General features: G+C 68.7%; 13 protein-coding genes. 11 read left to right on the plus strand and 2 right to left on the minus strand.

The genetic code is table 11. The features are described from left to right. The first annotated feature begins 108 nt into the window (after window positions 1–108). The 11 genes from carA (at window position 109) to metK (ending at window position 12,364) form a co-directional block, all read left to right on the plus strand. Window positions 109–1,269, plus strand: coding sequence for a glutamine-hydrolyzing carbamoyl-phosphate synthase small subunit (gene carA / locus ACYVKA_RS00735; protein WP_460702149.1), 1,161 nt, complete (start codon window positions 109–111; stop codon window positions 1,267–1,269). Further along, the gene (locus ACYVKA_RS00740; protein ID WP_460702324.1) at window positions 1,259–2,428 is read left to right on the plus strand and encodes an AAA family ATPase; all 1,170 of its coding nucleotides are present in this window, start codon (window positions 1,259–1,261) and stop codon (window positions 2,426–2,428) included. The genes carA and ACYVKA_RS00740 overlap by 11 nt, the downstream gene beginning before the upstream one ends. Beyond that, entirely contained in the window at window positions 2,425–3,078 is a 654-nt protein-coding gene (locus ACYVKA_RS00745; RefSeq protein WP_460702151.1) for a DUF4276 family protein, read from the plus strand. Before ACYVKA_RS00740 ends, ACYVKA_RS00745 begins: the two co-directional genes overlap by 4 nt. Then, window positions 3,062–6,397, plus strand: coding sequence for a carbamoyl-phosphate synthase large subunit (gene carB, locus ACYVKA_RS00750; protein WP_460702154.1), 3,336 nt, complete (start codon window positions 3,062–3,064; stop codon window positions 6,395–6,397). The genes ACYVKA_RS00745 and carB overlap by 17 nt, the downstream gene beginning before the upstream one ends. After that, on the plus strand, window positions 6,394–7,476 hold the full coding sequence (locus ACYVKA_RS00755; protein WP_460702156.1) for a quinone-dependent dihydroorotate dehydrogenase: 1,083 nt from the start codon (window positions 6,394–6,396) through the stop codon (window positions 7,474–7,476). Before carB ends, ACYVKA_RS00755 begins: the two co-directional genes overlap by 4 nt. Window positions 7,477–7,493: 17 nt before the next feature. Further along, complete coding sequence (gene pyrF / locus ACYVKA_RS00760; RefSeq protein WP_460702158.1) at window positions 7,494–8,297, plus strand: orotidine-5'-phosphate decarboxylase; 804 nt, start codon at window positions 7,494–7,496, stop codon at window positions 8,295–8,297. Window positions 8,298–8,431: 134 nt separating this feature from the next. After that, window positions 8,432–8,743 carry an integration host factor, actinobacterial type gene (gene mihF / locus ACYVKA_RS00765; RefSeq protein WP_460702160.1) on the plus strand — a complete coding sequence of 104 codons (312 nt, stop codon included), beginning with the start codon at window positions 8,432–8,434 and terminating at the stop codon, window positions 8,741–8,743. Beyond that, window positions 8,740–9,324 (plus strand): guanylate kinase, encoded by a 585-nt coding sequence (gene gmk / locus ACYVKA_RS00770; RefSeq protein ID WP_394274815.1) that lies wholly within the window; start codon window positions 8,740–8,742, stop codon window positions 9,322–9,324. The genes mihF and gmk overlap by 4 nt, the downstream gene beginning before the upstream one ends. Before the next feature lie 60 nt (window positions 9,325–9,384). Then, the gene (gene rpoZ / locus ACYVKA_RS00775; protein WP_394274814.1) at window positions 9,385–9,735 is read left to right on the plus strand and encodes a DNA-directed RNA polymerase subunit omega; all 351 of its coding nucleotides are present in this window, start codon (window positions 9,385–9,387) and stop codon (window positions 9,733–9,735) included. A gap of 16 nt (window positions 9,736–9,751) precedes the next feature. Further along, window positions 9,752–11,029 carry a bifunctional phosphopantothenoylcysteine decarboxylase/phosphopantothenate--cysteine ligase CoaBC gene (coaBC, locus tag ACYVKA_RS00780; protein ID WP_460702162.1) on the plus strand — a complete coding sequence of 426 codons (1,278 nt, stop codon included), beginning with the start codon at window positions 9,752–9,754 and terminating at the stop codon, window positions 11,027–11,029. Between the two features lie 147 nt (window positions 11,030–11,176). Further along, entirely contained in the window at window positions 11,177–12,364 is a 1,188-nt protein-coding gene (gene metK / locus ACYVKA_RS00785) for a methionine adenosyltransferase (protein WP_460702164.1), read from the plus strand. A gap of 104 nt (window positions 12,365–12,468) precedes the next feature. Here the strand turns inward: metK and ACYVKA_RS00790 are convergent, their stop codons facing one another. Both ACYVKA_RS00790 and ACYVKA_RS00795 read right to left on the minus strand, forming a co-directional pair. After that, window positions 12,469–13,515, minus strand: a complete 1,047-nt coding sequence (locus ACYVKA_RS00790; RefSeq protein ID WP_460702166.1) for a threonine/serine exporter family protein — start codon at window positions 13,513–13,515, stop codon at window positions 12,469–12,471. 10 nt (window positions 13,516–13,525) lie between these two features. Beyond that, entirely contained in the window at window positions 13,526–13,723 is a 198-nt protein-coding gene (locus tag ACYVKA_RS00795) for a hypothetical protein (RefSeq protein WP_460702168.1), read from the minus strand. Window positions 13,724–13,741: the final 18 nt, after the last annotated feature.

A 13,741-nucleotide genomic window follows, 5' to 3' on the forward strand; every position in this document is an offset into this window, starting at 1 on the left:
CCCGTCCGCGCACGCTCACGCGGTGGGGGCGGCGGTACTGAGCTGATAGTGTTCCTCCGATCCACTCACCCGCTAGGCCTTGCCCGGCTCGGGCAGGGGAGGATGGCCATGACCTCGTCCCAGTTCGGCTCCCATTCGTCGGTTCCGGCGATCCTGGTTCTTGAGGATGGCCGCAGTTTCCGCGGCACTTCCTTCGGAGCCACCGGTACCACCTTTGGTGAAGCGGTCTTCTCCACGGGGATGAGTGGCTACCAGGAGACGCTCACCGATCCGAGTTACCACCGCCAGGTGGTCGTCGCCACCGCCCCGCACGTGGGCAACACCGGCTGGAATGACGAGGACGACGAGTCCGAGCAGATCTGGGTGGCCGGCTATGTGGTCCGCGACCCCGCCCGGTTGGCCTCCAACTGGCGCAGCCGCCGCAGCCTCGACGAGGAACTGGTGAAGCAGGGCATCGTCGGCATCAGCGAGATCGACACCCGTGCCCTGACCCGCCACCTGCGTGAGCGGGGCGCGATGCGCGTGGCGATCAGCACCGAGGTGCTCGACGCCGAGGCCCTGCGTCAGCAGGTGCTCGACCAGCCCGAGATGAGTGGCGCCGACCTGGTCGGCGACGTCACCACCCGCGAGACCGTCGTGGTGCCCGCCAAGGGCGAGAAGCGCTTCACCGTCGCCGCCCTCGACCTGGGCATCAAGTCGAACACCCCGCGACGGATGGCCGAGCGCGGCATCGAGGTGCACGTGATGCCCGCCACGAGCACCCTGGCCGACATCCAGGCAATCCAGCCCAATGGCGTCTTCTTCTCCAACGGCCCCGGAGACCCGGCCACCGCCGAACACGCCACCGCCCTATTGCGCGAGGTGCTGGCTGCCCGGCTGCCCTACTTCGGCATCTGCTTCGGCAACCAGATCTTCGGCCGTGCACTGGGCTTCGGCACCTACAAGCTCAAGTACGGCCACCGCGGAATCAACCAGCCGGTGATGGATCGCACCACCGGCAAGGTGGAGATCACCGCCCACAACCACGGCTTCGCGGTCGACGCCCCGAAGGACGGCGCCACCAGCACCGACTTCGGCAGTGCCACCGTCAGCCACGTCTGCCTCAACGACGACGTCGTGGAGGGCCTCGAACTGCGCCGCGATGGCGCCGAGGGGCCACTGGTCGCCTTCAGCGTCCAGTACCACCCCGAAGCCGCCGCCGGCCCCCACGACGCCGACTACCTCTTCGACCGCTTCGTGGATGTCATGGAGGCCGCTGATGCGGATTGAGACGTTGACGGTCCGGGGTTACCGGACCCTGAGGGACGTGACCTTCACGAACCTGACACCCCTAACCGTGCTGTGTGGGGCCAACGGTTCGGGCAAGTCCACCGTCATTGACGTCTTTGCCTTCCTCCATGAGACGTTCACGCTGGGCCTTCGTGCGGCGTGGGATCGACGCAACCGTCGCGACGGTATCCGGAGCCGGGGATACGAAGGGGACGTGGTCTTCACCCTGAAGTATCGCGCAGCGGACGACGAGGGCAAGGAACGGTTGGTCACCTACACCTTGCAGATCGGCGAGCAGCGACTGCACCCGATCGTGGTGAAGGAGAAGCTGACCTGGTCGGTGAGTCCCGGGTCGGGCAGGCCCAAGGACATCCTCAATTTCGCCCACGGGGCGGGGACGGTCTTCGACGAGACCTCAGGCACGATCAGCGACGAGCGTCTTGCCTCCGAGGACCTGCTGGCGGTGTCGGCTTTGGGCCAGTTCCAGCAGCATCCTCGGGTCAAGGCCCTGCGGGACTTCATCACCGGATGGTACCTGTCCTATCTGGACGCCAATGCCACCAGGTCGACACCGGAAACGGGCCCCCAAGCGCGGTTGAGCCAGTCTGGGGACAATCTGGCCAACGTGATCCAATTCTTCCAGGAGAACCATTCGGAGGACCTGGGGCGGATCTTCACCGACCTGTCTCGACAGGTGCCCCGCCTGGAACGGCTCATCCCCGAGACCATGGCCGATGGGCGCCTGCTTCTGAAGTTGAAGGACGCGCCCTTCGACGAACCAATCCTGTCGAAGTTCACCAGCGATGGCACTCTGCGGCTGTTGGCCTATCTCACCCTCCTGCACGACCCAGACCCCGCTCCAGTCATCGGTATCGAGGAGCCGGAGAACCAGTTGCACCCCAAGGTGGTGCCGGTATTGGCGAGCAGCATCCGGGCCATGTCCGCACGCTCCCAGGTCTTCGTCACCACCCACTCGCCGGAGTTCCTGCGGGATCTGCAGCCCAAGGAGTTGTGGTCAATCCACCGTGGCGAGGACGGATATGCCAAGGTCTTGCGTGCCTCCGAGGACGCGAGGGTACGCGCCATGTTGGAAGCAGGTGCCAGCTTGGCCGAGCTGTGGTCAGAGGGCTACCTGTCCGGGGCGGATCCGGTTCGATGAGTGTGACCCATCTGGACTTGCTCGTCGAGGGATGGTCCATGAAGGAGGCTGTCGAACAGCTCATGCCGCGAATCTCTCCGGGTCTTGGCTTCGAGGTATTCGATCTGGGAAGCAAGTCGCAGTTCATGAACAAGCTCCCGGGCCGTCTGAAGGGCTACGAGTATTTCCTGGCCAGCGAGCCCGGCCGGGCTGTTGTCCTGCTGCGGGATGTGGACCAGGAGGACTGTCGTGCTGTTCTGGGCGAACTGCACGGATGGGTCCGCGCCGCGAACTTGAGCCTGGCCAGCGCCGCCACCAGGACGAGAGGGCAGGTGATGTGCCGACTGGCCGACGAAATGCTCGAGTCGTGGTTCTTCGGCGACGGGGCCGCGCTGCACGCGGCCTTCCCGCGCATCAGCGCCCACTGGACGCAGGAGCGGGGTCTGCGTCGACCTGACGACATCCGTGACCCCGCCCGGCGGCTGGAGGACCAGCTGAAGCGTCGCGGCTACTACCCGGCGGGCATGCCAAAGGCCGAGGTTGCACGGCTGGTTGCCAGCCACATGGCCATCGACGCCAACCAGTCGCCCAGTTTTGTTTGTTTTCGAGACGGCGTGAGATTCCTCGCCGCAACCACCACGCAGGAGGACGGCCATGCCGAAGCGCACTGACATCTCATCGATCCTGGTGATCGGCTCCGGCCCGATCGTCATCGGCCAGGCCGCCGAGTTCGACTACTCGGGCACGCAGGCCTGCCGGGTGCTGCGCGAGGAGGGCTACCGGGTGATCCTGGTGAACTCGAACCCGGCCACGATCATGACCGACCCCGAGTTCGCCGATGCCACCTATGTGGAGCCCATCACCCCCGAGTACGTCGAGAAGGTGATCGCCAAGGAGCGCCCCGACGCGATCCTGCCGACCCTGGGCGGGCAGACCGCACTCAACGCCGCCGTCGCGCTGCACGAGAACGGCGTGCTGGACAAGTACGGCGTCGAGATGATCGGCGCCAGCTTCGACGCGATCCAGCGCGGCGAGGACCGCCAGAAGTTCAACGACATCGTCACCTCGCTCGAGGTGAGCGGGGGAGTGGCCGAGGTGGCACGTTCCGAGATCTGCCACACCATGGACGAGGTACTGGCCGCCGCTGACAAGCTCGGATACCCGGTCGTGGTGCGTCCCTCCTTCACCATGGGCGGTGCCGGCTCCGGCTTCGCCCACGACGAGGACGAGCTGCGCCGCATCGCCGGCACCGGGCTCGACCTGAGCCCCACCACCGAGGTGCTCATCGAGGAGTCCATCCTCGGCTGGAAGGAGTACGAGCTGGAGGTGATGCGCGACAAGGCCGACAATGTCGTGATCGTCTGCTCCATCGAGAACTTCGACCCGGTCGGCGTGCACACCGGCGACTCGATCACCGTCGCCCCCGCCATGACGCTGACCGATCGCGAGTACCAGTTCATGCGCGATGTCTCGATCGAGGTCATCCGCAAGGTGGGCGTCGACACCGGCGGCTGCAACATCCAGTTCGCCATCAACCCGGACAACGGCCGCATGGTCGTCATCGAGATGAACCCGCGCGTCTCGCGCTCCTCGGCCCTGGCCTCCAAGGCCACCGGCTTCCCGATCGCCAAGATCGCCGCCAAGGTCGCCGTCGGCTACACCCTCGACGAGATCGACAACGACATCACCGAGCAGACGCCGGCGAGTTTCGAGCCCAGCCTCGACTACGTGGTGGTGAAGGTGCCCCGCTTCGCCTTCGAGAAGTTCCCCAGCGCCGACGACACCCTCACCACCCACATGAAGAGCGTCGGCGAGGCGATGGCCATCGGCCGCAACTTCACCGAAGCGCTGGGCAAGGCGCTGCGCTCGCTGGAGGACTCCAAGGCGCCCTTCCTGCTGACCATGCCCGAGCGCTCCAAGGAGGAGCTGCTGGAGCTGATCGCGCGCCCCCACGACGGCCGCACCGGCGAGGTCTTCCAGGCCCTGATGGCCGGTGCCACCGCCGAGGAGGTCCACCAGATCACCGGCATCGACCCGTGGTTCGTCGACCAGCTCGTGTTGCTGGTCGAGGTCGCCCGCCAGGTGGCCGAGGCCCCCGAGCTGACCGCCGACGTGCTGCGCCTGGCCAAGCGCCACGGCTTCTCCGACGCCCAGATCGCGTCGGCCCGCCACATGGGCACCGACGTGGTGCGCGGCGTGCGCTGGGCGCTGGGCATCCGCCCCGTCTACAAGACCGTCGACACCTGTGCGGCCGAGTTCGCCGCCCGAACGCCCTACCACTACTCGTCCTATGACGAGGAGACCGAGATCGCGCCCCGCACCAAGGAGGCGGTGCTGATCCTCGGCTCCGGCCCGAACCGCATCGGCCAGGGCATCGAGTTCGACTACTCCTGCGTGCACGCCGCCATGGCGCTGAGTGCCGCCGGCTACGAGTCGATCATGGTCAACTGCAATCCCGAGACCGTCTCCACCGACTACGACACCTCCGACCGGCTCTACTTCGAACCGCTCACGCTCGAGGACGTGCTGGAGATCTACCACGCCGAGTGCCAGGCCGGTCCGGTCGTGGGCGTCATCGTGCAGCTGGGCGGGCAGACCCCGCTCAAGCTCGCCCAGCAGCTCAAGGACGCCGGGGTGCCGATCGTCGGCACCAGCCCGGAGGCCATCCACCTGGCCGAGGAGCGCGGCGCCTTCGAGGCAGTGCTGCACGATGCCGGCCTGCGCGCCCCCGCCCACGGCATGGCCGTCAGCTTCGACCAGGCCCGGGTCATCGCCGAGGAGATCGGCTACCCGGTGCTGGTGCGCCCCTCCTATGTGCTGGGCGGGCGCGGCATGGAGACCGTCTATGACGAGACCAGCCTGCAGCGCTACATCGCCAGCTCCACGCTGATCAGCGCCACCAGCCCGGTGCTGGTGGACCGCTTCCTGCTCGATGCGGTGGAGATCGACGTCGACGCCCTCTACGACGGGACCGAGCTCTACCTGGGCGGCGTCATGGAGCACATCGAGGAGGCCGGGGTGCACTCCGGTGACTCCGCCTGCGCCCTGCCGCCGATCACGCTCGGCAGCGAGGTCATCGACCAGATCCGCACCTCCACCGAGGCCATCGCCCGCGGCGTGGGCGTGCGCGGCCTGCTCAACATCCAGTTCGCCCTGGCCGGGGACGTGCTCTACGTCCTGGAGGCCAATCCGCGGGCCAGCCGCACCGTCCCCTTCGTCTCCAAGGCCACCGCCACGGAACTGGCGAAGGCGGCGACCATGATCATGATGGGCTCCACCATCGCGGAACTGCGCGTGCAGGGCGTCCTGCGCAAGACGGTGGACGGCTCCCACACCTGGCCGGGCGTCCCCATGGCCGTCAAGGAGGCCGTGCTGCCCTTCAACCGTTTCCGCACCCCGGACGGCCACAATGTCGACACCATCCTCGGCCCGGAGATGCGCTCCACCGGCGAGGTGATGGGCCTGTCAGGCACCTTCGGCGAGTCCTTCGCCAAGGGACTGGCCGCGGCCGGGCACCACCTGCCCACCTCGGGCTCCTTCTTCGTCTCCATGGCCAACAAGGACAAGCGGCACTCGATCTTCCCGGTCAAGAAGCTGCACGACATGGGCTTCACGATCCTGGCCACCGGCGGCACCGCCACGGTGCTCAACCGCCAGGGGGTCGAGACCACGGTCGTGCGCAAGCTCTCCGAGGGACGCGGCCCCAATGGCGAGCCCACCATCGTGGACCTGATCCGCAGCGGCGAGGTGCACGCGCTGTTCAACACACCCGGCAAGCCCACCGGCACCGAGCGCGCCGACGGCTACGAGATCCGCGCCTCCGCCGTGGTCAACGGCGCCGTGTGCATCACCACGGCCCAGGGCTTCGCAGCCTGCGTCCAGGCCGTCGAGGTGATGCAGCAGCAGCACGAGGGCCGTTCCGAGATCGCCGTGCGCTCGTTGCAGGAATGGGCCGCCGAAGTCGAGGCCGCACTGGAGGCAGACAAGTGACCGGCTCCGAGGCCCTGACCCGGGGCCTGCTCGCTGGTTACCAGCACCTGGTGCGCCCCGCGCTCTTCCGCGCCCGCGGCGGGGACGCCGAGAAGATCCACGAGGACATGATCCAGGCCCTCGGACTGGTCGGCCACGTGCCGCAGCCAGTCCTCGGCCTGGGCACGGCTGCCATGGCCCGTCGCTCCAGCACCCTGGTGGCCGGGATCGACTTCCCCGGACGGGTCGGCGTCGCGGCTGGCCTGGACAAGAACGGCGTCGCCGCCCGTGCCTGGGCCGGCCTCGGCTTCGGCTTCGCCGAGTTGGGCACCGTCACCGCCTTCGGTCAGCCGGGCAACCCCAAGCCGCGCGTCTTCCGCGCCCGCGAGTCCCGCGGGATCGTCAACCGGATGGGCTTCAACAACGAGGGCGCCACGGCCTTGGCCGAGCGCCTCGACGGATGGGGCGTGCGCCGCGGCAACCGGGCCCTGGGCATCCCGCTCGGCATCAGCCTGGGAAAGACCAAGGTGACCCCGCTGGAGGATGCGGTCGAGGACTACCTCACCAGCCTGCGCCTGCTCGCGGACAAGGCCGACTACGTCGCGATCAACATCTCCAGCCCCAACACCCCGGGCCTTCGCAGCCTGCAGGACGGCGAGGCACTGCGCAAACTGGTCACGGCACTGGTCGCCGAGACCCGCGAGCTCGACCCGTCCGACCCGGTGCCGGTCTTCGTCAAGGTGGCACCTGACCTCACCACCGAGGCCCTCGACGAGGTGCTCGCCACCTGCGTGGAGGCCGGGGTGCGCGGCATGATCGCCACCAACACCACCCTGGCGCGCGACGGACTGGTGGGACAGGACCGCAGCCTGGCCACCGAGGCCGGGGGGCTGTCGGGAGCCCCGCTGACCGTGCGCTCCCGAGAGATGGTGCGCCACATCGCCGAGACCACCGACCTGCCGGTGATGGGGGTTGGCGGCATCATGACGCCCGCCGACGCGCAGGCCATGTTCGACGCCGGCGCCAGCCTGGTGCAGCTCTACACCGGCTTCATCTACCACGGCCCCGCCCTGGTGCGCGGCATCAACCGGCTCGGCTGAGCACAGGAGAGGCAGACATGAACTACTTCGAGCGCCTGCAGGCCCTCACCGCCGAGCGCGGGGCGCTGTGCGTCGGCATCGACCCGCACCCGCAGATCCTCGAGGCGTGGGGGTTGGTCGACGACGTCAAGGGCCTGGAGACCTGTGCCCGCACCATGGTGGAGGCCCTGGGCGCCGAGGTGGCCGTCTTCAAGCCGCAGTCTGCCTTCTATGAGGTGCACGGCTCGGCCGGCATCGCCGTGCTGGAGCGCGTGCTGGACGACATCCGGCAGGCTGGCGCCCTGAGCATCCTCGACGTCAAGCGCGGCGACATCGGCTCCACCATGGCCGGCTATGCCCGCGCCTACCTGTCCGAGGACGCCCCGCTGCGGGCCGATGCCATCACCCTGGCGCCCTACCTGGGCTTCGAGTCGCTGCGACCCGCGATGGACCTGGCCCACGAGACTGGACGCGGCCTCTACGTGCTGGCCCGCACCAGCAATCCCGAGGGTGGCGACGTGCAGTTGTCCACCACTTCGGCCGGGGGCAGCGTCTCGCAGTCGATCGTCGACGCGGCCGCCGCCGAGAACGAGCGGTCGGGCCAGTACGCCATCGGCCTGGTGGTGGGTGGCACCCACGCCGATCCCGGCTGTGACGTGAGCTGCTTCAACGGCTCGGTGCTGGTGCCCGGCATCGGGGCCCAGGGCGGCACCATCGAGGGTCTGCGCGAGATCTTCGGACAGGCCACCGATCGGCTGCTCCCGTCGGCCAGCCGCCAGGTGATGCGTGGTGGGCCGGAGCACCAGGGACTGCGCGCCGAGCTGCACCAGCTGCTCGGCTGAGGCCTGCTGCGTGGACGGGAGACCGAAAAAGTGCCGTTCGTGTGGTGAAAGGGGCTGCGGCTAGCCCTTTCTCACGCTATTTTGGGGATTGACCAGGCAACGGGGTGCCCGGCACCAAGGATTGGAGGCCCGTGATGGCGATTCCCACACTCTCACCCGAACAGCTCCAGGCGGCGCGCGAGGCAGCCACCCAGGCCCGTCGTGCCCGTGCCGACCTCAAGGAGAAGGTGCGCAGCGGCACCCTCACCCTGGGACAGGCCCTGGACATCGCAGCCCAGGACGACGTGCTGGCCCACGTGAAGGTCGTCGACCTGCTCAAGGCACTGCCGCGCGTCGGCGACAAGCGCGCCGGCGAGATCATGGACCGACTCGAGATCGCCAGCAACCGCCGCGTGCGCGGGCTGGGCCGCCACCAGGTGGCGGGTCTCAAGGCCGAGTTCGAGTGACGCAGCGCACGGAGTCCACCCTGGGGGTCCGAGCCCCCAGGGTGAGCGTCATCAGCGGCCCGACCGCTGTCGGCAAGGGCACCGTGGTGGCGCGGCTCAAGCAACTCCATCCCGGCGTCTACGTCTCGACCTCGGCGACCACGCGTCCGCCCCGGCCCGGGGAGATCGACGGGGTGCACTACCACTTCCTCACCGAAGAGGCCTTCGACGAACTGGTCGCCAACCGGGGGCTGCTGGAGTGGGCCGTGGTGCACGGCCGACACCGCTACGGCACGCTGCGCCGCCCGGTCGACGAGGCCGTGGCCCGGGGCGAGGCCGTCGTCCTGGAGATCGACCTGCAGGGCGCCCGCCAGGTGCGGCAGAGCTATCCCGATGCCCAGCACATCTTCCTGGAACCGCCCAGCTGGGACGAACTGGTGCGCCGCCTCGTGGGCCGGGGGACCGAGACGCCCGAGCAGCAGGAGCGCCGCCTGGTCACCGCCAAGGAGGAACTGGCGCGGATGAACGAGTTTGACCACGTCGTGGTGAACCGTGAGATCGATCAAACGGTGGAAGATTTGGTAGGCTTGCTGGGCTTGTGACCTCAGGTCACGCTCGGCGGCCACTGCCGTCACACACCCGGACAAGAACGAAGGCTCACCTTGACCACAAACATCCCCGAGGGCGTCACCAACCCGCCTGTCGACGAACTGCTCGACAAGGTCGACTCGAAGTACCGCCTGGTGCTCTTCGCGGCCAAGCGCGCCCGTCAGATCAATGCCTACTACTCGCAGCTCGGCGAGGGCCTGCTCGAGAACGTCGGCCCCCTGGTGGAGACCGGCGTGCAGGAGAAGCCGCTGTCCATCGCCATGCGCGAGATCCAGGCCGACGTGCTGGAGTGCAAGGAGATCGATCCCGAGGCGGAGGCTGCTGCCCGCGCCGAGGCAGAGGCCGAGGTCGATCCCGACTTCGCCCTGATCGGCGACCCCTTCGGCGAGATCGATCCCGCCTGACGGATCGGCCACGACCATGTCTGACACCACGTCCGACGCCAGCGGTGCCACCGCCCCCCGGGTCGTCCTCGGGGTGGCCGGTGGCATCGCTGCGTACAAGGCCTGCGAGGTCGTGCGGCGCCTGCGCGAGGCCGGCTGTGACGTCACCGTCGTGCCCACCGCCAATGCACTGAAATTCGTCGGCGCCGCCACCTGGGAGGCGCTCAGCGGCAAGCGTGTGAACACCGACGTGTGGAGCGACATCACCGAGGTCCCGCACGTGCGGCTGGGTCAGACCGCCGACCTGGTGGCCGTCGTCCCCGCCACCGCGGACCTGCTCTCGCGTGCCGCGACCGGCCGGGCCGATGACCTGCTCACCAATGTGTTGCTGACCGCGCACGGGCCCGTCGCAATGTTCCCCGCGATGCACACCGAGATGTGGCAGCATCCGGCGACCGTCGAGAATGTCGCCACCCTGCGTCGCCGTGGCGTTGTGGTGAAGGACCCCGCCGTCGGACGACTCACCGGCACCGACACGGGGCCCGGACGGCTCCCGGAGCCCGCCGAGATCGCCGCGATCTGCCTGCAACTGTTGGCAGGAGGCCACGAGGCCACCGCCCGCATCGCAGCCCAGGACCTTGCCGGGCGACGTGTCGTCGTCTCGGCCGGTGGCACCCACGAGGCCCTCGACCCGGTGCGCTTCCTCGGCAACTCCTCCAGCGGCCTGATGGGCGTGGCCATCGCCCGCGAGGCCAGCCTGCGTGGCGCCGAGGTGGAGCTGGTCGCAGCCAACATGCAGGCCGAGCCTCCCTCTGGCGTCACCGTCACCCGCGTCGTTTCCACCGAGGACCTGCACGCGGCGATGCAGCGCGCCGCCGCCGACGCCGATGCCGTGGTGATGGCTGCCGCACCGGCCGACTTCACGCCGGCCAGCGTCAGCGAGGGCAAGATCAAGAAGGACGGCGACGGCGCCCCCGAGCTGCACCTGGTGCAGACGACCGACGTGTTGCGCTCGCTGGTCACGACCAGGACCGAGGACGCCACACGCAAGGGCCAGGTGATCGTCGGTTTCGCCGCCGAGACCGCCCCGGAGGCTGAAGAACTGCTGGAGCTGGGCCGTCACAAGCTGGCCCGCAAGGGGTGCGACCTGCTGGTGCTCAACGATGTCTCGGGAGGCAAGGTCTTCGGCCTGCCGAGCACTCGTGTGGTCGTGATCGACTTCGCGGGTGCGGTGGCGCAGGCCGAAGGGACCAAGGCCGAGGCCGCCGCCGTCATCGTCGAGGCCATCCGGCGAAGCCTGGCCGCGCGCGACTGAGCCGGGCCCGGACTGTCAGGTCGTCCTGTCAGGACCTCGCGTTAGGGTGGAGGTGCCCCGCACGCCAGGGGGCCGTGGTCGGGCATGTGGCCCGACGCATCACACGTCACGCGCCGGGCTTGTCGCCCGGACAGAATGGAGAATCCCATGAGCAGGCTCTTCACCTCGGAATCGGTCACCGAAGGCCATCCCGACAAGGTGGCCGACGCGATCAGCGATGCCGTCCTCGACGCCATGCTGGCCCAGGACAAGGGTGCCCGCGTCGCGGTCGAGACCCTCGTGACCACCGGACTGGTGGTGGTGGCCGGCGAGGTCACCACCGAGGCCTATGCCGACATCTCTGGCCTGGCCCGCAAGACCGTCCTTGACATCGGCTACGACTCCTCCGACAAGGGCTTCGACGGCCGCTCCTGCGGTGTCAGCGTGGCCATCGGCTCGCAGAGCCCCGACATCGCCCAGGGCGTCGACCACGCCTTCGAGAAGCGCGAGGGCTCGGGCGATGCGCTCGACCTGCAGGGCGCCGGCGACCAGGGCCTGATGTTCGGCTACGCGTGCAATGAGACCGAAAGCCTCATGCCGCTGCCCATCGACCTGGCCCACCGCCTCTCCGAGCGGCTGACCGCCGTGCGCAAGCAGGGCGTGCTGGACTACCTGCGCCCCGACGGCAAGACCCAGGTGACCATCGAGTACGACGAGGCCGGCAGGCCGGTCGGTGTCGACACGATCGTCATGTCCACCCAGCATGCCGACGGCATCAGCATCGACAGCACCATCACCCCCGACCTGGAGCGCCACGTCATCGGTCCCGTGCTGGAGGGCTATGACCTGCGCACCGAGGGCATGAAGACCTTCATCAACCCCACCGGCAAGTTCGTCATCGGCGGCCCGATGGGTGACGCCGGTGTCACCGGTCGCAAGATCATCGTCGACACCTATGGCGGCATGGCCCGGCACGGAGGCGGTGCCTTCAGTGGCAAGGACCCGTCGAAGGTGGACCGTTCGGCCGCCTACGCGCTGCGCTGGGTGGCCAAGAACGTGGTGGCGGCCGGGCTGGCCGAGCGTTGCGAGGTGCAGGTGGCCTATGCGATCGGCAAGGCGGCCCCGGTGGGCTTCTACGTCGACACCTTCGGCACCGGCAAGGCCAGTGAGGCGCAGATCCGCGACGCTGTGCTGGAGGTCTTCGACCTGCGCCCGGCCGCGATCGTGCGCGACCTGGGACTGCTCGACGTGACCTACTCGGACTTCACCGCCTATGGCCACTTCGGCCGTCAGCTGCCCGGCATGAACTGGGAGAAGCTGGACCGCGCCGAGGCGCTGAAGCTCGCCCTGCGCTGAGCCGGTCCGGCTCGGCGCCGGAAGCCGGTGACAGTGGCGTGGAGTCCTCCAGCTGGAGGCCTCCACGCCCACTGGCCTGTTCGGGGCCTGAACCCGTGTCTGGCTCAGCGACGAAGCTTGCCCAGATGGTGCACCCGTCGCGCGATCCGCTTGTAGGGCAGGGCCAGCGCCGAGCCGACCAGCAGGCCCAGCGCGATCGAGGTGACCAGGCCCAGGACGTCATAGACCGCGGCCGCCTGGCCGGTGCCCAGGCCGACCGTTGTGATCCCCATCAGGCCGAGCGTTCCGGGCACCAGCAGCCAGAAGCTCGGCAGGAAGGTGATCAGTCGGGGCAAATTGGCGCGGGTGGCCTCCACCAGCGTCGACAGGAAGCTCGCGACCACGGCCCCGAGGAAGGCCCCCACCGGCAGGGAGTGGCCGTAGTACTGGCCGGTGGTCTGGGTGAGGAAGGTGGCCACCAACACCAGCGAGGTCCAGCCGAACAGGCTCCACGGCACCGATTCGCTCAAGGTGATGCCGAAGGCGATGAAGGCCAGGCCCACGAGGTAGGCCCACCAGCCCAGGCCGTCCAGCCGGGTATTGGTCAGGGTGCTGGTGGGCACCTGCACCACCAGCCCGGCGGCGATCACACCCAGGCAGAACAGCAGCAGCTGCACGATGCCCTGGAAGAAGCGGGCGGTGCCCGAGACCATCGAGCCAGTGGCCAGCTCGGCGATGCCCGTGCTCAACAGCGCCCCGGGCAGCAGCACGGCGATCGGGCAGATCAGGGTGCGCAGCGGGCCGTCGATGATCCCCATCCGGGCCGATCCCAGCACCACCAGCGAGACGACGAAGGCGGCGACGGTGGGCAGCAGCGCCCCGAGCAGGGCGTGGCGGGTGGAGCCGCGCATCAGGGCGCTGACCATCAACGAGCACAGCCCGGCCAGCAGCACATTGGCCAGCACCGGCTGCATGATCAGGCAGATTCCCATGCTGACCAGGACCAGGCCGCCGTAGAAGCCGGCCCGGCCGTAGCGGTGCGGGATGCGTCGGGCGTCACCCAGCGCCAGGACCGCCTGCGCGATGGTGATCCGGTCGGACATCAGGTCGCGGCGCACCTCTCCGACGGTCAGTGACTGGTCGAGCCGCAGGCCGCTGCTGATGCGCTCCACCGTCGAGGGCTCACCGGAAGCCAGGGGACAGCGTGAGGGCGGTGGGGTGGGCGGAGACCTGGACGTCCGGGTGGCCCAGGTGGGTGCCGAGGCGTCGCACCTCGTTCTCGGCATCGGTGACGGTGGCGCCTCCTGCGATGAGGGAGGCTCCGACATAGGCCAGCAGGCGTCGCATGGAGGTGGCCTCGAGGGCCTGGTCGGGGATCACGCGAACACCCTAGTGCCG

It is taken from the genome of Luteococcus sediminum (assembly GCF_054783495.1).